The 15,969-nt window shown below is 61.9% G+C and carries 18 protein-coding genes and 1 pseudogene; 9 read left to right on the forward strand and 10 right to left on the reverse strand.

Features of this window, described 5'->3' with window-relative positions; all coding sequences use genetic code 11:
• Window positions 1-40: 40 nt before the first annotated feature.
• Both atzF and V3W40_RS28975 read left to right on the forward strand, forming a co-directional pair.
• Window positions 41-1,837, forward strand: a complete 1,797-nt coding sequence (gene atzF / locus V3W40_RS28970) for an allophanate hydrolase (RefSeq protein ID WP_330216142.1) — start codon at window positions 41-43, stop codon at window positions 1,835-1,837.
• A gap of 2 nt (window positions 1,838-1,839) precedes the next feature.
• Window positions 1,840-2,532, forward strand: coding sequence for a GntR family transcriptional regulator (locus V3W40_RS28975; RefSeq protein WP_065925188.1), 693 nt, complete (start codon window positions 1,840-1,842; stop codon window positions 2,530-2,532).
• 402 nt (window positions 2,533-2,934) lie between these two features.
• Here V3W40_RS28975 and dapA read toward each other — a convergent pair whose 3' ends face one another.
• The 7 genes and pseudogenes from dapA to V3W40_RS29005 all read right to left on the reverse strand — a co-directional run bounded on the left by dapA (window position 2,935) and on the right by V3W40_RS29005 (window position 8,002).
• Entirely contained in the window at window positions 2,935-3,798 is an 864-nt protein-coding gene (dapA, locus tag V3W40_RS28980; protein ID WP_330216143.1) for a 4-hydroxy-tetrahydrodipicolinate synthase, read from the reverse strand.
• Window positions 3,799-4,119: 321 nt separating this feature from the next.
• Window positions 4,120-4,599, reverse strand: a complete 480-nt coding sequence (locus tag V3W40_RS28985) for a VOC family protein (RefSeq protein ID WP_330216144.1) — start codon at window positions 4,597-4,599, stop codon at window positions 4,120-4,122.
• A gap of 33 nt (window positions 4,600-4,632) precedes the next feature.
• Window positions 4,633-5,025, reverse strand: coding sequence for an ester cyclase (locus tag V3W40_RS28990; RefSeq protein WP_330216145.1), 393 nt, complete (start codon window positions 5,023-5,025; stop codon window positions 4,633-4,635).
• A gap of 10 nt (window positions 5,026-5,035) precedes the next feature.
• Window positions 5,036-5,656, reverse strand: a complete 621-nt coding sequence (locus V3W40_RS28995; protein WP_330216146.1) for a LysE family translocator — start codon at window positions 5,654-5,656, stop codon at window positions 5,036-5,038.
• Window positions 5,657-5,792: 136 nt separating this feature from the next.
• Entirely contained in the window at window positions 5,793-6,230 is a 438-nt protein-coding gene (locus tag V3W40_RS34940; protein ID WP_370671255.1) for a methyl-accepting chemotaxis protein, read from the reverse strand.
• A 99-nt stretch (window positions 6,231-6,329) separates the two neighbouring features.
• A pseudogene (locus tag V3W40_RS34945) lies at window positions 6,330-7,106 on the reverse strand (PAS domain-containing protein); the annotation flags it as partial.
• A 41-nt stretch (window positions 7,107-7,147) separates the two neighbouring features.
• Window positions 7,148-8,002, reverse strand: coding sequence for an AraC family transcriptional regulator (locus V3W40_RS29005; protein ID WP_330216147.1), 855 nt, complete (start codon window positions 8,000-8,002; stop codon window positions 7,148-7,150).
• 116 nt (window positions 8,003-8,118) lie between these two features.
• Between V3W40_RS29005 and V3W40_RS29010 the strand changes: the two genes are divergently transcribed.
• From V3W40_RS29010 to V3W40_RS29025, 4 genes are read left to right on the forward strand one after another with little or no spacing between them, the layout of a single operon-like run.
• Window positions 8,119-8,307, forward strand: a complete 189-nt coding sequence (locus V3W40_RS29010) for a DUF1656 domain-containing protein (protein ID WP_065925194.1) — start codon at window positions 8,119-8,121, stop codon at window positions 8,305-8,307.
• A 10-nt stretch (window positions 8,308-8,317) separates the two neighbouring features.
• Window positions 8,318-9,226, forward strand: a complete 909-nt coding sequence (locus tag V3W40_RS29015) for an HlyD family secretion protein (RefSeq protein ID WP_330216148.1) — start codon at window positions 8,318-8,320, stop codon at window positions 9,224-9,226.
• Window positions 9,226-11,181, forward strand: a complete 1,956-nt coding sequence (locus tag V3W40_RS29020; RefSeq protein WP_330216149.1) for an FUSC family protein — start codon at window positions 9,226-9,228, stop codon at window positions 11,179-11,181. The genes V3W40_RS29015 and V3W40_RS29020 overlap by 1 nt, the downstream gene beginning before the upstream one ends.
• Window positions 11,178-11,375, forward strand: coding sequence for a hypothetical protein (locus V3W40_RS29025; protein ID WP_065925197.1), 198 nt, complete (start codon window positions 11,178-11,180; stop codon window positions 11,373-11,375). Before V3W40_RS29020 ends, V3W40_RS29025 begins: the two co-directional genes overlap by 4 nt.
• An 85-nt stretch (window positions 11,376-11,460) precedes the next feature.
• On the opposite strand, the gene V3W40_RS29030 is transcribed toward V3W40_RS29025, so the two are convergent.
• Window positions 11,461-12,045 (reverse strand): DUF6630 family protein, encoded by a 585-nt coding sequence (locus V3W40_RS29030; protein WP_065948290.1) that lies wholly within the window; start codon window positions 12,043-12,045, stop codon window positions 11,461-11,463.
• Window positions 12,046-12,119: 74 nt separating this feature from the next.
• Window positions 12,120-12,758, reverse strand: coding sequence for a hypothetical protein (locus V3W40_RS29035; RefSeq protein ID WP_065925198.1), 639 nt, complete (start codon window positions 12,756-12,758; stop codon window positions 12,120-12,122).
• 198 nt (window positions 12,759-12,956) lie between these two features.
• On the opposite strand from V3W40_RS29035, the gene V3W40_RS29040 reads away from it, so the two are divergent.
• Complete coding sequence (locus V3W40_RS29040) at window positions 12,957-13,439, forward strand: DUF2867 domain-containing protein (RefSeq protein WP_330216150.1); 483 nt, start codon at window positions 12,957-12,959, stop codon at window positions 13,437-13,439.
• 54 nt (window positions 13,440-13,493) lie between these two features.
• Here V3W40_RS29040 and V3W40_RS29045 read toward each other — a convergent pair whose 3' ends face one another.
• Complete coding sequence (locus V3W40_RS29045; RefSeq protein ID WP_330216151.1) at window positions 13,494-14,423, reverse strand: LysR family transcriptional regulator; 930 nt, start codon at window positions 14,421-14,423, stop codon at window positions 13,494-13,496.
• 137 nt (window positions 14,424-14,560) lie between these two features.
• Here V3W40_RS29045 and V3W40_RS29050 point away from each other — a divergent pair, with 137 nt between their 5' ends.
• Both V3W40_RS29050 and V3W40_RS29055 read left to right on the forward strand, forming a co-directional pair.
• Window positions 14,561-14,953: a RidA family protein gene (locus V3W40_RS29050; RefSeq protein ID WP_065941717.1), complete on the forward strand. Its 393-nt coding sequence runs from the start codon at window positions 14,561-14,563 to the stop codon at window positions 14,951-14,953.
• 95 nt (window positions 14,954-15,048) lie between these two features.
• Window positions 15,049-15,918, forward strand: a complete 870-nt coding sequence (locus V3W40_RS29055; RefSeq protein WP_065925202.1) for an AraC family transcriptional regulator — start codon at window positions 15,049-15,051, stop codon at window positions 15,916-15,918.
• Window positions 15,919-15,969 lie beyond the last annotated feature (51 nt).

The raw sequence follows: 15,969 nt of genomic DNA on the forward strand, positions 1-15,969 counted from the left end.
TTTAGATAAATCCAAACTTGGATACAAGATGGAGTTTCCCATGCACAACGTTGTTGGCTGGACCCTCGGTGAATGGCAGGCTGCTTACCGCAGCGGCACGATCACGCCGGACATTTTGCTCACCCTGGCCGCGCAATACCCCGCCGAGGACAGCGCCTGGATCGCCCGCGCTCAACCGCAGGCATTGGCCGAGCAACTGGCGCAGTTGAGCGAACGATTGGCAGCCCAGGGCGGCGATATGACCCGGCTGCCGTTGTATGGCGTGCCGTTTGCGATCAAGGACAACATCGATGCGGCCGGCTGGTACACCACTGCCGCCTGCCCCGAATTTGCCTACCGCGCGACCCGGGATGCCTCGGTCGTGCAGAAGCTGCGCGCCGCCGGCGCAATCCTGATGGGCAAGACCAACCTCGATCAGTTCGCCACCGGCCTGGTGGGCACCCGCTCGCCGTATGGCGCGGTGGGCAACAGTTTCAATGGCGATTACGTCAGCGGCGGCTCCAGCTCCGGTTCTGCGTCGGTGGTCGCCCGTGGGCTGGTGGCGTTTTCCCTGGGCACCGACACGGCGGGCTCCGGGCGTGTACCGGCGGGGTTCAACAATATCGTCGGCTTGAAGCCGACCAAGGGGCGTTTGTCCAATACCGGCCTGGTGCCGGCTTGCCGCACGGTGGATTGCGTCTCGGTGTTTGCGTTGACCGTGGAAGATGCCGAGACCGTCGCGCACGTTGCGGCGGGATACGACGCCAGTGATGCCTATTCCCGCGCCAACCCCAACACGGCGCCGGTGGCGGTGGGCGCTTCGATCAAGCTGGCCATCCCGGAGGTCCTGGAGTTTTTCGGCGATACCCAGAACCAGGCCGTGTTCGAACAGGCGGTGGAGCGCTTCAAGGCGCTGGGGGCGGTGATCACCCCGGTGGATTTCACTGCGTTCAAGGAACTGGCGGACCAGCTGTACTTCGGCCCTTGGGTTGCCGAACGCACCGTGGCCCTGGAAAGCATGCTGGAAAACCAGCCGGAGGCAATCAACCCGGTGGTGCGCGGCATTGTCGAGAATGGCCGCCAGTACAGCGCCTGCGACGCCTTCAAAGCCGAATACCTGCGGGCCGAACTGAGCCGCCGCATCAACGACAGCCTGGCCGGTTTCGATGCCTTGCTGGTGCCGACTTCGCCAACCCTGCGCACCATGGCCGAGATGGCGGAAGAGCCGGTGCGCTACAACTCGCAGTTCGGCTACTACACCAACTTCACCAACCTGGCCGACCTCTCGGCCCTGGCGCTGCCGGCCGGTATCCGCGCCGATGGCTTGCCCAGCGGCATTACCTTGCTCGCACCGGCCTGGCATGACACGGCGCTGGCGCACCTGGGCAAGCGCTGGCAATCCAGCCTGGAGCTGCCTTTAGGTGCCACCCAGCGCTATCTGCCGGCACCGTCCGCACCCGCCCAAGCCCCCGGCTGCGTGCGCGTGGCGGTGGTGGGCGCGCACCTCACCGGCATGCCGCTGAACGTCCAGCTGACGACGCGCAACGCGGTGCTGGTGGAGCAAACCCTGACGGCCGACACCTACCGCCTGTACGCGCTGCCGGGCACGGTGCCGCCCAAGCCCGGGCTGGCCAAGGCGGACAGCGGTCGGGCGATCATCGTCGAGCTGTGGGACATGCCCCTCGCACGCTTTGGCGAGTTCGTCGCCGAGATCCCCGCGCCGCTGGGGATCGGCAACCTGCTGCTGGCCGATGGGCGCAGCGTCAAAGGCTTCATCTGCGAGCCCTGGGCCCTGGCCGACGCCCTCGACATCACCGAGTTCGGTGGCTGGCGCGCCTTTATTGCGAGTCGCGGTTAAGCATGGGGGCCAAGACACGCCCCGACAGCCTGGCCGAGCAGATCTACGCGCAGCTCAAGGCGGATATTTTCGACTTCCGACTGCTGCCGGGCGATCGTTTCAGCGAAGGCGAGGTGGCCGAACGCATGCACGCCAGCCGCACGCCGGTGCGTCAGGCGCTGTATCGCTTGGAACGGGAAGGGTATCTCGAGGTGTATTTTCGCAGCGGCTGGCAGGTGAAACCGTTCGATTTCGCCTACTTCGAAGAGCTCTACGACGTGCGCATCGTATTGGAACTGGCGGCTGTCGGCCGGTTATGTGCGATGGACGAACCGAACCCGATGCTGCAAGCGTTGCAGGCCACCTGGCAGGTGCAGGAGGGCGAGCGCCTGGAGGACGCCCAGGCCGTATCGGCGCTGGATGAGCGTTTTCATTGCGCGTTGGTGGAAGCCACCGGCAACCGTGAAATGGCGCGCATGCACTACGCCATCACCGAGCAGATCCGCATCATCCGGCGGCTCGACTTTACCCAGGCGCCCCGCATTGCGGCGACGTACGAAGAGCATGGGCAACTGCTCTCGGCCATCGTGCAACGCCAGGCTGACCAGGCGCAGCACCTGCTGCAGCGGCATATCGAACTGAGCAAGCAGGCGGTGCGCGAGATCACGTTGCACCGGTTGCATACCGCCCGGCAGGTGGGGGGGCAGATTTCCTGATGCCCTGAGCTTCTGTGGTGAGCGGGCTTGCTGTGGTGAGCGGGCTTGCCCCGCGCTGGGCTGCGCAGCAGCCCCAATCAGGCTCCCTGTGTTCTGTCGGGTAAACCACAGCGCCTGGTTTTGGGGCTGCTTCGCAGCCCAACGCGGGGCAAGCCCGCTCGCCACAGGTTAGGAGTAGTCCTCAGATCACGTGGGGTGTGGAGGTGCACTCTCGAATGCGTTATTGGGTGAGCCTGCGCAAGCTTATTGTGGTGAGCGGGCTTGCTGTGGTGAGCGGGCTTGCCCCGCGCCGGGCTGCGAAGCAGCCCCAATCAGGCTCCCTGTGTTCTGTCAGGTAAACCACAGCGCCTGGTTTTGGGTCTGCTTCGCAGCCCAACGCGGGGCAAGCCCGCTCGCCACAGGTTACTGGGCCTGGCGTGAAAGCCTTTGCAGCTTTGCGATGACCGCCTCGGTTGCCCGCTGCATCGGCGCCCGCAACTCACTCTCGATCAAGCCCTCCAGCGCCAGTGCGGCTTTCACCGGCGCCGGGTTGGGCTCCATGAACAGTGTGTTGATCAACGGCACCAAGCCAAGGAACGTCGCCCGCGCCTCAGCCAACTGGTTATCCCGTACCTGTTGCCACAGCGCCACAAACTGTTCGGTGCACACATGGGCCGACGCGGCAATCGCACCGCTGGCACCCAGGCACAGCGCATTGAGGATCTGCAGGTCCTCGCCACACAACACATCGGCCTCACCGCTGGCCAACACCGCCAGGGTATTGCCCAGGTTGCCGCCGCAGTCCTTGATCGCCACGATCTGCGGGTGCGCGACGATGTTCAGCAAGGTCGCCTGCTCGAAGGTCACGCCGGTACGGTAGGGAATGTCGTAGAGAATGATCGGCACGCTGGACGCATCGGCCACCGTGCGAAAGAACGCTTCAAGGCCGGCCTGGGAAGGGCGGATGTAACTCGGCGCCGGCACCAGCAAACCCGCCAGCGGGCGCTTGAGGACCTCGGCCTGGAATTGCAGCAGCTCAATCTGGTTGTTGCCCGCCAGGCCCATCACCACACGGTGGGCGGGCACCTGTTGCAATACCGCATCCAGCACGGCCAGTTGTTCCTGGCGGCTGAGCGATGCGGCTTCGCCGGTGGTGGTGCACACCATGATCCCGGCCACGTGCTTGCCCAGCAGGTGGCTGACCAGGCGGTGCAGGCCGACAAAATCGATGGCGCCATCCTGGAACGGCGTGACCACGGGAACCCAGATACCTTGAAACGATGACATGCACTTTCTCCTGATGATTGACCGCTTGAGTCACCGTCAGAAGGGCATGGGCAATTGTGCAAGGGGGAGGGAGTCCGCGCTCAATGTCCTGTCAGCTCATCTGACGGGACAGCGCGCCCCGGTCACATGAGCGACTGTTTCTTCGATTTGAGGGCGTGCGCCACGCAACCTTGCGCCTTGGCAATCAAGCCAATGACGGAAAGGTTAACCACTGAGGTTGCGGACATAAGCTGACACACCCATGAAGACTGGGGCTATCTTCATGGAATATTACGAGGTGTGTCAACTTCCCCGTACCTTGAATGCACCGGTGCAGGTGGATCAGCCTTTTATCGCTGCTTCAATCGCCGCAATGTCGATTTTGGTCATGGTCATCATCGCGTCGAAAGCACGTTTGGCTATTGTCGGCTCAGGGTTGGCCACCGCATCGGTCAACACCCGAGGCGTGATCTGCCACGACAATCCCCATTTATCCTTGCACCAACCGCAGGCGCTGGCCTGGCCGCCGTTGTCGATAATGGCGTTCCAGTAGCGATCGGTTTCGGCCTGGTCATCGGTGGCGACCTGGAAGGAAAACGCTTCGCTGTGGGGGAATATCGGGCCGCCATTGAGGCCAATGCACGGGATGCCCATCACGGTGAATTCCACCGTGAGCACATCGCCCTGTTTGCCGGACGGGTAGTCACCGGGGGCCAGGTGCACGGCGTCGAGCGTACTGTCGGGGAAGGTGCTGGCGTAGAAGCGCGCAGCCTCCTCGGCGGTGTCGTTGTACCAGAGGCAGAGGGTGTTCTTGCGTTTCATGATCGGTCTCCACGGACAATGGGTCCATGGAGTTTAGACGGCCAACTGCCGTTCGATCGCCGCCTTGTCGATCACCGACCAGACCTGGGCGATTTTGCCGTCGACGAACGTGTAGAAAACGTTCTCCGAGAACGCCACTTGGCGACCATTGATCGCCAGCCCGAAAAACTCGCCCCGGGGCGTGACATTGAAGTTCAGCCGGCAGGCGACGGTGGGCGGGTCGGCGATCAGCAACTGGATGTGGAACACCAGGTCGGGGATCTCGCGGAAGTCGCGCTCCAGCATGGCGCGGTAGCCCTCCAGGCCGACCACCTGGGCGTTGTAGCACACGTCCGGGTGGACGAAGTCGCCCAGGCGGTTCCAATCCTGCCGGTTGAGGCAGTCGATGTAGCCGAGGTAAAGGTCGGCAAGTTGGTTGCGGGTCATGTTTTTTTCCTCAAGCCCTGCGCGCGGTCAACAACACCGTCGCCGCCGCCGACAACAACCCCGCACAGCAGCGATTGAATATCCGCTTGCCACGCGGCTCGGCAAACCAGCGGCGCATGTGCAGGCCCATATAAGCGTAGAGGCTGATGGCGACCCATTCCAACACCAGGAAAAGCGCGCCCAGCACGGCGAATTGCGGGGTGATGGGTTGGCCGGGGACCACGAATTGCGGGAGGAACGCGGTGAAGATCAGGATCGCCTTGGGGTTGCCCGCCGCCACCAGGAACTCCTGTCGCGCCAGTGCCCACAAACCCACCTTCGCGCCTGCCGATTGCGCCTCAGCCTGCGGATCAGCCCGCCACATCTGAAATGCCAGATAAAACAGATACGCCGCGCCCACAATCTTGATCGCGTAGAACAACAGTTCCGAGGTTTGCAACACCACCGCCAACCCCGCAGAGGCGAGGGCGATCATCCCGGCGAACGCCAGCAGACGGCCGATACCGGCCAGGCACGAGGTGCGGTAGCCGTAGCGCGTGGCGTTGCTGACGGACAGCAGGTTGTTCGGACCGGGCGCCATGTTCAGGGCGAAGCAGGCGGGGAGGAACAGGGCGAGGGTGGCGAGGTCCATGGCGGCTCCGGTTTTGGACGGACGGGGAGCGTCGAGGATAAGGGGAGTGGAGGTGGTTGGACAATGTGCGGCTTGATTCCCATGTCCGGCGTGCAGTTCGCCGCCTCATGCACAGGCGGCCCTGTGACTGCTCCGGCTAAGCCACCTGATTCGCAAACCTGCCCACCGCGTCGACCACCCGCTTGGCGCCGTCCTGAATTTCCACAATGACCTGGCCTGCCTGCGTGGCGAGTTCAAGACCTTGCTCTGCCTGGGATTTGCTGTTGGCCATTTCGGCGACGGTCTCATCCACCAGTTTCTGGTTCTGCAGCACCACCGAGGCGATTTCTTCCGTCGCCGTGCTGGTGCGCCCGGCCAGTTGTCGCACTTCATCAGCCACCACCGCAAAGCCGCGACCTTGCTCGCCTGCACGGGCGGCTTCAATCGCGGCATTCAATGCCAGCAGATTGGTTTGCTGGGCAATGCTGCTGATGGTCTGAATGATCGAACTGATCAGCAGTGACTGTTTTCCGAGGGCTTCGACTCCGCCGGCAGCCGCCTGCATATCAGCGGCGATTTTATGCATGGTATGCATCGTGTCGTTGACCACGACGGCTCCGCGCTCGGCACTGACATCGGTCTGCCGGGAAATTTCAAATGCGGTTTGCGCCGCGCCACTGACTTCCTGTTCCCGGGCAACCTGGTCGGAGACCACCGTGGCGAACTTGACCACCTTGCACAGTGTGCCTTCAGTGTCATACACCGGGTTGTAGGTTGCTTCCAGCCACACGGTCTGGCCGCGGCTGTCAACGCGTTCAAATCGGCCGGCTACAAACTCGCCCCTGTTCAGGGTTGCCCAGAAATCCTTGTAGTGCTGCGACGAGGTTTCCTCCGGCTTGCAGAAAATCCGGTGGTGGCTGCCTTTGGCTTGCTCCAGGCTGTAGCCCATGGCGTGCAGGAACTGTTCATTGGCGGTGATGACATGCCCGGAGAGGTCGAACTCGATCACCGCCGTCGAGCGCAGCAATGCCTGGATGAAAGAGGTGTTTTCCGAGGCTTTTTCTACCCGGGCGGTAATGTTCGTTGCATAGCAGGTGACATGACTCAGCTGGCCGCTCGCATCCGTAATCGGCTGCCAATGTGCATGCAGCCATATCAATGAACCGTCGGCATGCAGGTAGCGGTAATCGTCGGTAATGGACTTGCCAGCGGCGACCGCCGCTCGAAAATTATGAAAGCAGGGCAGCTTGGAGACGTACTGCGGCACGATCTCGGCCATGGCACGGCCTCGAAGTTGCTCCGGGGTGTAGCCCAACGACTTGGCAAAGTTGTCGTTGCATGCGGTGATCTTGAATGTCGAGTCGATACTCAACGTCAGCATTTCACGGTTCAGGCCATCGCGCAGTTGGCGCAGTTCCAACAGCTCGGCTGCCTGGGCGTGAAGCTGGTTCTTGGCTTTTGTATTGAACATGGGAAACCGCCTCCTTGGGTTACATCCAGCCTATCGGCACGTCATTCTGCAAATTTAGACCGTTCGACGGGTAACGCTTCACCAGGCAGGCGAGGTTCCCGCTGATGTGTTGCGGTCCGCCGCATGTACCGCGCTGGCGGCGAGCCCAGTGTCTTGCGAAACATACTGATGAACGAACTGACCGACTCGTACCCGAGGGCTTCGGCGGTGCGTTGCACGGATTCGCCCTCGGCCAGGCTCTGCAAGGCCACGATGATTTGCCATTGCTTGCGCCATTGGCCAAAGGTTAGCCCAGTTTCGCTTTTGACCAAGCGCGCCAGGGAGCGCTCGCTCATGGCGACCTGGCGTGCCCATTGGGCCATGGTGCAGCGATTTGACGGGTCCTGGGCCAACCCCCGTGCGATGAAACGCAGCTGCGTTGTGGCCGGAAGCGGCAGGTACAGCTGTTCCGAGGGGGCCAGTTCCAACTGTTCGAGGAGCACGCTCGCCACGCGTGCATTGGCAGACGCCGGCGGATAGTCCTGGGCTTGGGCGCTCAGGTGCAGGATCAATTCCAGGACCAGCGGTGACAGCACCAGCGTGCAGCATGTGTGCGGTAATGCTGCGGCACCGGGCTCTACGAACAGATAGCCGATCTTGCCGTTGGCGGTCACCCGGTTGCTGTGGGCAATACCGCCCGGAATCCATACGCCGAACCCCGATGGCACCATCCACACGCCATCCTCTACGGTGCACACGATGCCGCCGTGATACGCCACCACCAGTTGGCCTTTGCGGTGCGTATGGACGGGGAATTCGGTGTCGTTTCGCTGGCTTCCCAGCATCAACGCCACTGCGGGTTGGTCGAAACTGTCCAGTTCGAATTGATCCACCCCGTAGAGATGTGTCTCGTCCACGTCGCGCACCTCGATTGTCTGAATTTGATTATATCTTGGCAGAATACTCAATATCGGCACGGCCTTGCAGTCCCTACCATCGTCAGCAAGGCCATTGCCGACTGCGAGATTCAACGATGCTGAGCGAAATCACGATTGCCCACCTCTACCTGCCGCCTTTCTTGCTCTACCTGGGCGTTACCGCCGTGGTTTACGCACTGCTGGAGCGGATCGTGCGGCCCTGGCTGGACTGGGCCTGGCACCCGAGCATGGCGCGTTTCTGCATGTCGTTGATCGTTCTCTCGATCCTCGTGCTGAAGTTTTGAGGCGCGGGCGATGACGATCAAACACCTGCTCAAGACCCTCGTCACCCTGATGCTCGGCTTGACCGCGCTGCTGTTGTGTACGCAGTTGTGGCGCGCCTATGAGCTGGCCCCCTGGACACGGGACGGGCGGGTCAGCGCGCAAGTCATCCGCATTGCCCCCGAAGTGTCCGGCCAGGTTGAACAACTGCTGGTCGAGGACAACCAGTGGGTCTCCAAGGGCGCGTTGTTGTATCAGATCGACCGCAGCGCCTATCTGCTGGCCCGGCAACAGCGAACGGCCGAGCTTGCCGAGGCGCGCAGCGTGTTCGAACAGCGCCGCTCACAGCTCAGCCGTCGCCAGCAACTCGGCGATGCCATTGCGCGGGAGGAGACCGACAATGCGGCCCGCGACCTGGCGGTGGCCAGGGCGCGGGTGGACGCGGCCCAGAGCCAGTTGGCCCACGCGCAGCTGGATCTGCAGCGCACGACGGTTCGTTCACCGGTCGACGGGTATGTGACCCAGCTGCGGCTGCAGCCGGGTGACTACGCGGCGGCGGGCGATACCAATATCTATGTGGTCGACAGCCATAGCTTCTGGGTCACCGGTTACTTCGAGGAGACCAAGCTGCCCGGTGTTCGCGTGGGGGCCGCAGCGTCCATCAAGCTCATGGGCTTTGCGCCGCTGCTTGAAGGGCATGTGGCGAGTCTCGGCAGAGGCATTGCCGACGGCAACGAGCTGCGCAGTAACAGTGGCTTGCCCCAGGTGGCTCCTACGTTCAGCTGGATACGCCTGGCCCAGCGTGTGCCGGTTCGGATTGAGCTGGACAAGGTGCCACCGGGCGTGGAGCTGGCGGCGGGAATGACTGCGAGTATCGAGGTCGCCGAGGCGGGGGCCGCCCCCCATTGGCGGCTTACCCAGTGGCTGCAGGATTTCATGTGATGGCCCGTGCACTGCGAATGCTCGGGGCATGGTCGCCCGAGACCTCGGGGTATGTGCTGCGCAGTCTTGCGGCGGCCACATTGGCCCTGTGGCTGGGTTTCCAATTGCACCTGGAGGCGCCGTTCTCGGCGGCTTCGACCGTGTTGCTGCTGATCCATCCGCTGCAGGGCGCGGTGGTCGGCAAGGGCTTCAATCGCGTACTGGGAACCCTGGTGGGGTTGCTCGCCGCCCTGGTCCTGACCGGCCTGTTCGCGCAAAAAATGCTGCTGTTCATCCTCGGGGTCGGGGTGTGGCTCGGCCTTTGTGTCGGTGCCATGACCGTGCTTCGGCACTACCAGGCCACGGCGGCAGTGGTCGCAGGCTATACGGTTTGCCTTGCCCTGGGCCCGGCCATTATCGCCCCGCAGCAAGGTTTCGAGCATATCGTGGCGCGGGGCACGGCCGTGGTCCTCGGGGTGTTGAGCCTGAGTCTGGTGGCGACGCTGTTCAGCCGCAAGACCGTCGAGTCCAAACTGAACAAGGCGCTTGAGGACATCGCCGCCCGTACCTTGGGATTGCTGGCCTTGCGAATGGAGGGGGAGCAGGGCGCGCAACTGGCTAGTGTGCAGGGCCAGCTGGCCATCGATGTGGGTAAGGTGGACGAGCTTCTCGGGATCGGCCGAGGTGAGTCCCGCCTGATCCGTTCCAGGCTTGCGCCCCTGCAGGCAGGGCTTGCGTATGTGCATGGGGTGATCCTGGACGAGTCACCGCTCAACCGCAGTGGCTTGCCTTCCCTCGTTCGGATGGGCGCGCAGCTGCAACAGTTGGCCGAAGCAAAGCCGGGTTTTTCCGCGGCAGCCGAGCATGTCCGGGAGATGCAGCACTGCCTCGCCCAGGCCCATGAAAACTGTCAAAGCCAGCAGTGCTTGAGTGAACAATTGGCAGACCTGTCCAGCGCCTTGCTGAGCTTTGCTTGCCTTGAACGCGCGCCCCGGACGCCGGCCCGCGCCGTGGGGTTCCACCGCCATTACGGCGACGCGCTGCGCAACGGTCTACGCGCCCTGGTGGCCACGCTTGCAACCGCTGCGGTCTGGTACCTGACCGCCTGGGACCAGGGGCCAACCTTGCTGGCGGTGTTGGGCCCGTGCTGCACCTTGCTGGCCACCAGCCCGGCGCCCGCTCAAGGCATCGGCCGCTTCTTCGAGGGGACGCTCTACGGCATCGTAACGGCAGCGGCGTGCAAGTTCCTGGTGTTGCCGCACATCAGCGGGTTCGCGTTGCTCAGCATCGTGCTGATCGCCTTCTGGACCGTCGGCATTCATGCCACCACCCGGCCGCGCCACGCCTTGCAGGGCATTGCCTACCTGATCGCGTTCAACACCCTCGTCGGCACCGGCGGCACGGCCCAGTACGACTTCACGGACTTCGCCAATCAAGCGCTCGCCTGGCTGGCAGCGCTTGCCATCTGCCTGCTGGCCTTCCAGCTACTGCCGGGGAAATCCGCCCGCCATGTACACGTCCTCACCCAGGCGCTGCACAGGGACACCCGGCGCTTACTCCGGCACGGGCGCCGCATGGACCTGCTCAAGTGGCAGGCCCGGCAACAGCACCGATTGGTCGCCTTGCAGGCACTCTTGGGCGCTGGTCACCAACCGGCGGGCGGCGCCGGCTCTGTGTCCCTTCAATTGAGTCGCCGGCTGCTGACTTTACAACGCCAGACACGCGAGCTGGAACCTGACTCGGCGATCGCCACGTGCGCGCAAAGGGGCGAACAGCGTATTTCACGGTATGCCTCCACTCCCGCGATCAGCGCGGCTCAGGCACGTCGGACGTCGAGATCATTGACCCGGCTGGGGGCTCACGCTCTGGCGGCTGGCTACCAGGAGTTAGCCGGGCTGCTCGACACCTATTCAAGCATTACCAACGCGGATATCCGCATCCGTTCCAGTTCAAACAACCAAGGTGAGATGAAATGAAGCAACTCCTTATCTGGACGCTTTTCGGCATGATCGCGTCGACGCCATGGGCCGTGCAGGCATCGGACGGGGCTGAGGCGCTGGTGCGCTGGCAGCAGCAATTCAAGCAGGAGCAAAAACAGCGGGCTGAACGCCCGAGGGGGGATCAGGGCTCCAGGTCCAAGGCCGCAATGACCGGGAAAGGGAAAACCTGATCGGATAGCGGCCGGGTCAGGGACATTCCTCGGACGAGGGCTTGATTGAACAGGTTTTGCAGAAGCCCCTCACCCCGCCGCAGAGTCAGAAGCTCTCAAGACGCACGTGGATTCCCGCTCGTCCAGCCAGCTCGATAACGTCTTCCAGTCGATCCGCGTCAACAATGAAACCGTCGTAATTTTCACCTCCGGAGTCCAGGTGAAGAAACCGTTTACCGAACCGGGCGAGCCACTGATCAAAGTTATCGAGAACCTGTGGCATGGAGGTAGCGTCTTCCCGTACATAGGCGTAGGGCGCCTTCAAGCCACTGGCGCTGACCAGAAAGGGCGCTTGATACTCAAACACGTCATAGCCCTTCCAATCCACGCTGAGGAGTACAAGGTGTTCAAGTTTTTGCCCCTTGGCGTCATTCAGGAAACCTTCGGTGAGGGCACTGCAGGGGTCATCTCCCATCGCGTATCTGCGCATAACGCGGCGGACAAGTCTGGCGCCTTCTTTTTCCGCAGTGGTCGCCACCAGCGCCTGGGCAAAGGCTTCGAGGGCTTTTTTCTGGGTGGGGTCGCTGCGCTCGGGCCGTAGCTCTTTCATGATCGCTGAAGCGCTGAGGTTGGTTTCCTCGGGAGGCGGCATGGTAAAGCGTCCACCAAACAACCGATCCAAAATGCCCATGTCTGTCCCTGTATGAGTGTGAGGAAAACCATTGAGTCAAGCACAACTGCCGTTCAACAACTGTCCCGGGACGATCAAGGCAAGGACGCTGGGGTCACGGTGTACCAGCCCGACGGCGTTTTGGCACACACCTGGGGTTTCAGCGGCGTTTCTACGGTGGTGTCGGCCTGGGTGGAGAGTTGGCGAACGGCAATCACGCAGCCGGCCTTGAACGTGCTGATTTTCATCATTTGAAGTTCCATTTCGTAGTCTTTACCGGGCTCGGGGATGAGCGTGACAGGCGCGGGAAAGCAGGAGAGTTGCGATCCCCCCATGGCGAACCCTGCAATAAACGGTTTACCGGCCGGGATGACATGTTCGTCAAACACCTTGGGCGATTGATTGATGGCTTTGCTCGCCTTGCTGGCAGGCATGCCAATCACGCTGTTCTGGCGGTCTGTCGCCCGGAAAGGGTAGAGTCCCGCCGAGTCGACATGGGCTGTTTGCCATCCGGCTTCTTCAGGGGTTTTGGTCAGCAGGGACTCGTTGTAGAACATCTCGCAGGTCTGGCCACTGATAAAGCCTGCGTGGGTGGTGTCACCGGTGATCAGGCGGACACGCGCCGTATTGGCCGGGTCATATCGACTGATTTGTGCTTCGTTGCGAACGTCGGTCTTGGTGGTGGCGCAGCCGATCAGCGTCAAGCTGACGGCCAGGGGAAACAGTAAACGCATGGGTAACCTTCATATCCTGTGAGGGTTGGGGGCCGCAACCATACTATGGCGGGGATATGTTCGCCCACTTGCGATACACGGGGGAAGGGACAGGGAGGGGACGTTCATGGCGGCTGTACATTGACGTAACATAGCCGCATAACACTCAGCCTCGGATGTTATCGGGAATGAAAACTGGCCCACTGGACGGGATGAAAATTGCCTATCACATCACCAGCTCACACGTTGCGTGCACTGTTGGAGCTCGATTACTACCACATTAGGTCGGTTCAGCTCCCCGTTGAAATCACCATGCTTGACGCGTGGAACATCGCAACGGCTGAGCCGGGGCTGGCCATGCGGCTGGCTTTCCGAATAAGGGACGCAATTTCTTCGTTATTCGGTGTGAGGCGAATCGGCGGGTTCTCGGGCGTTGCGCGAAAAACGGTACACGCAGGCGAACACCTGGATTTCTTTCTGGTGGAGCACAGCGCCTCCAATATCCTGGTTCTTACCGAGCGTGACAGGCATCTGGATGTCATGATCTGCCTTTCGATAACAGATCGTGTGCTCACCATCACATCATCGGTCGTCACGCATAACCTCTATGGACGCATCTACATGTTACCGGTAGGGCTCGCCCATAAAGTGATCGTCAGTAGTCATCTGCGCCGACTGAAGAGAAGCCTTGAAGGGCAGTAGAGGTTGGTTGTTCCGGCTGCATTTCATCGATCAGCGAACCCGTACACGAGTCCATCAGCACCCATCCTGTCGCCCACTGACAGGCGCATGCACGGCCATCAACTCAGCCACCCATTCGATAAACACACGCAGCTTGAGGCTGATATGCCGGTTCGGCGGAAAGGCCACGTAAAGCGGCATCGGATCAAGGTGCCAGTCCTTGAACAAGGGCACTAATTCGCCCCGGTCCTCGAAGGCTTTCGACATGTAGGTGGGCAGCCACAGCACGCCAAGGCCCGCCAGGCCGGCAGCAAGGTAGGCATTGCCATCATCGACCGCCAGGGCGTAGCGGCCCTTGATCTGGAGACTTTCCTGGTGCTTGCCCATGGCATAGGGCAAGGGCTTGCCGGTGCGGGCCCACAGGAAGCCGACGATACGATGGTTGGCGTCTTCCAGTTCCCGTGGGTGGGCGGGCGTACCTACGCGTGCCAGGTAGCTCGGCGCGGCAAACACGCCGAGCGCCAGGTCGCCTACACGTCGGGCCATCAGGGATTGGTCGGTGAGTTCACCGCCACGCACCACGCAATCGACGTTCTCATCGATCATGTCGACGATACGGTCGCTGACGCCCATGTCGATCTGGATGTCCGGGTAGCGGGCGTAAAACCCAGGCAACGCGGGGACGAGGATCATGCTGGCCAGTGGGCTCGGCACATCCACGCGGAGGCGGCCCCTGGGCAGGGTTGCTGCGCCGGACAGGCTGGTCTCGGCGTCGTCCATATCGGCCAGCAGCTGCAGCACGCGTTCGTAGTACACGGCGCCGTCGGCCGTGACGTTGACTTTGCGCGTGGTGCGGTTAAGCAATTTGACCCGCAGGCGTGCCTCCAACTGCTGCACCAGTTGCGTCACGGTGGTCTTGCTCATGTGCAGGGTCTCGGCGGCCTTGGTGAAGCTGCCGGCTTCCACCACGCGAGCAAATGCCTGCATTGCATCAAAACGGTCCATGACGGCCTCGGCGATCGATTGTTTGGGTTTCACAAACAGTGCTGGCTAAGGTTGCTGGTTTATCGCCCTGGCACAAGCCCCTAGAGTCTGCCTATCGTTAATTGCGGGTCAATCTCGACCCTTTGATGGAGGCTTCCATGACGCAGCGTAATGTGGTTTTTCCGCCTGGACGCCAGGCGCTGTATGAGCGCAATCGCTATTCACCGGCCATTAAGTCCAATGGCTTTTTATTCGTGTCGGGGCAGGTCGGCAGCCATGCAGACGGCTCGCCCGAGCCCGATCTGGAGGATCAGGTCCGTCTGGCGTTCAACAACCTGAATGCGATCCTGGGGTCTGCCGGCTGCACCTTTGACGATGTGATCGATGTGACGGTGTTTATCGTCGATCCCGAATCCAGGTTCGAGACGATCTGGAAGGTGGTGCCGGAGTTCTGGGGCGAAGCGCCGCACCCGACGCTGACTGGCGTGGGGGTTACCTGGCTGTATGGGTACCAGTTCGAGATCAAGGTGATCGCCAGGCTTCCTTTGTAATCCGTGCTGGCATATCCACCTCAGCAAGCACGGCTAGGCGCAGGCTGTCGGTATAGTCGATCCTATTCCAACGCCTATCCCGGAGCTTGCAACCCGTGTCTGACTTGCCAGGCAACGCCGCCTACACACAGCGTTTCGACGCCGTACTCGCCTATATCGACGCGAATCTTGAAGGTGACTTGTCGGTGAAGACGCTGAGCGGGGTGGCGCATTTTTCGGTGTTTCACTTCCATCGGCAATTCACCGCGTTCGTGGGCATGCCGGTTGCGCGCTATGTGCAACTGATGCGCCTGCGCCGCGCGGCACATGACTTGTCTTCCCGCGCTGATTATTCGGTGCTGGAGGCGGCGCTGGGGGCCGGCTTCGAAAGTCCTGAAGCCTTTGCCAGGGCGTTCAGGCGAGCGTTCGGCATGGCGCCGAGCGCATTCCGGAAACGACCGGATTGGCAGCTCTGGCGCGCGGTATTCAGCGTCCCTTACTTTTCCAGGAGCATCATCATGCAGGTACGAATTGTGGAGTTTCCTGCGGTCAAGGTGGCCGCATTCGAGCACCGCGGCGCCCCAGGGCGCGTGAATGAAAGCGTGCAGACATTCATTGCGTGGCGCATGCACAGCGGGCAGTCGCCGGTGGCTTCAAGTCGCAGCTTCGGTATTCCCTTCGACAATCCTGATACGACCCCGGCCGATGAGTTCCGGTTTGCCATTTGCGGCGAGATTCACCAGGCGCTGGCCGCGAATGAGTTCGGCGTCACTGAACGCGTCATCCCCGGCGGGCGCTGTGTGGTGGTGCGTCACGTGGGTTCGCCGGATCACATCGCAGAGTCGATCTATCCGATCTACCGCGACTGGCTGCCTGGCAGCGGCGAGGAGCTTCGGGACCAGCCGTTGTTTTTCGAATACCTGAGCATTTTCCCCGAAACACCGCAGGATCAATGGCAGACCGATATTTATGTGCCGTTGCAGTAGCGGCGCTCGCCAGCCTGTGGGAGCGCGACTGCGCTTCCACGCCCGGTGTTG

Source organism: Pseudomonas sp. AM8 (genome assembly GCF_036346475.1).
Classification (GTDB): domain Bacteria; phylum Pseudomonadota; class Gammaproteobacteria; order Pseudomonadales; family Pseudomonadaceae; genus Aquipseudomonas; species Aquipseudomonas marginalis.

Coding starts and splice junctions, on each gene's coding strand:
- V3W40_RS29045 (WP_330216151.1), bottom strand. CDS start 14,423: ATGGACCGTTTTGATGCAATGCAGGCATTTGCTCGCGTGGTGGAAGCC.
- V3W40_RS28990 (WP_330216145.1), bottom strand. CDS start 5,025: ATGACCCGCAACCAACTTGCCGACCTTTACCTCGGCTACATCGACTGC.
- V3W40_RS29030 (WP_065948290.1), bottom strand. CDS start 12,045: ATGGGCATTTTGGATCGGTTGTTTGGTGGACGCTTTACCATGCCGCCT.
- V3W40_RS28985 (WP_330216144.1), bottom strand. CDS start 4,599: ATGAAACGCAAGAACACCCTCTGCCTCTGGTACAACGACACCGCCGAG.
- V3W40_RS29050 (WP_065941717.1), top strand. CDS start 14,561: ATGACGCAGCGTAATGTGGTTTTTCCGCCTGGACGCCAGGCGCTGTAT.
- V3W40_RS29025 (WP_065925197.1), top strand. CDS start 11,178: ATGAAGCAACTCCTTATCTGGACGCTTTTCGGCATGATCGCGTCGACG.
- V3W40_RS29035 (WP_065925198.1), bottom strand. CDS start 12,758: ATGCGTTTACTGTTTCCCCTGGCCGTCAGCTTGACGCTGATCGGCTGC.
- atzF (WP_330216142.1), top strand. CDS start 41: ATGCACAACGTTGTTGGCTGGACCCTCGGTGAATGGCAGGCTGCTTAC.
- V3W40_RS29010 (WP_065925194.1), top strand. CDS start 8,119: ATGCTGAGCGAAATCACGATTGCCCACCTCTACCTGCCGCCTTTCTTG.
- V3W40_RS28975 (WP_065925188.1), top strand. CDS start 1,840: ATGGGGGCCAAGACACGCCCCGACAGCCTGGCCGAGCAGATCTACGCG.
- V3W40_RS28995 (WP_330216146.1), bottom strand. CDS start 5,656: ATGGACCTCGCCACCCTCGCCCTGTTCCTCCCCGCCTGCTTCGCCCTG.
- dapA (WP_330216143.1), bottom strand. CDS start 3,798: ATGTCATCGTTTCAAGGTATCTGGGTTCCCGTGGTCACGCCGTTCCAG.
- V3W40_RS29020 (WP_330216149.1), top strand. CDS start 9,226: ATGGCCCGTGCACTGCGAATGCTCGGGGCATGGTCGCCCGAGACCTCG.
- V3W40_RS29015 (WP_330216148.1), top strand. CDS start 8,318: ATGACGATCAAACACCTGCTCAAGACCCTCGTCACCCTGATGCTCGGC.
- V3W40_RS34940 (WP_370671255.1), bottom strand. CDS start 6,230: ATGCATACCATGCATAAAATCGCCGCTGATATGCAGGCGGCTGCCGGC.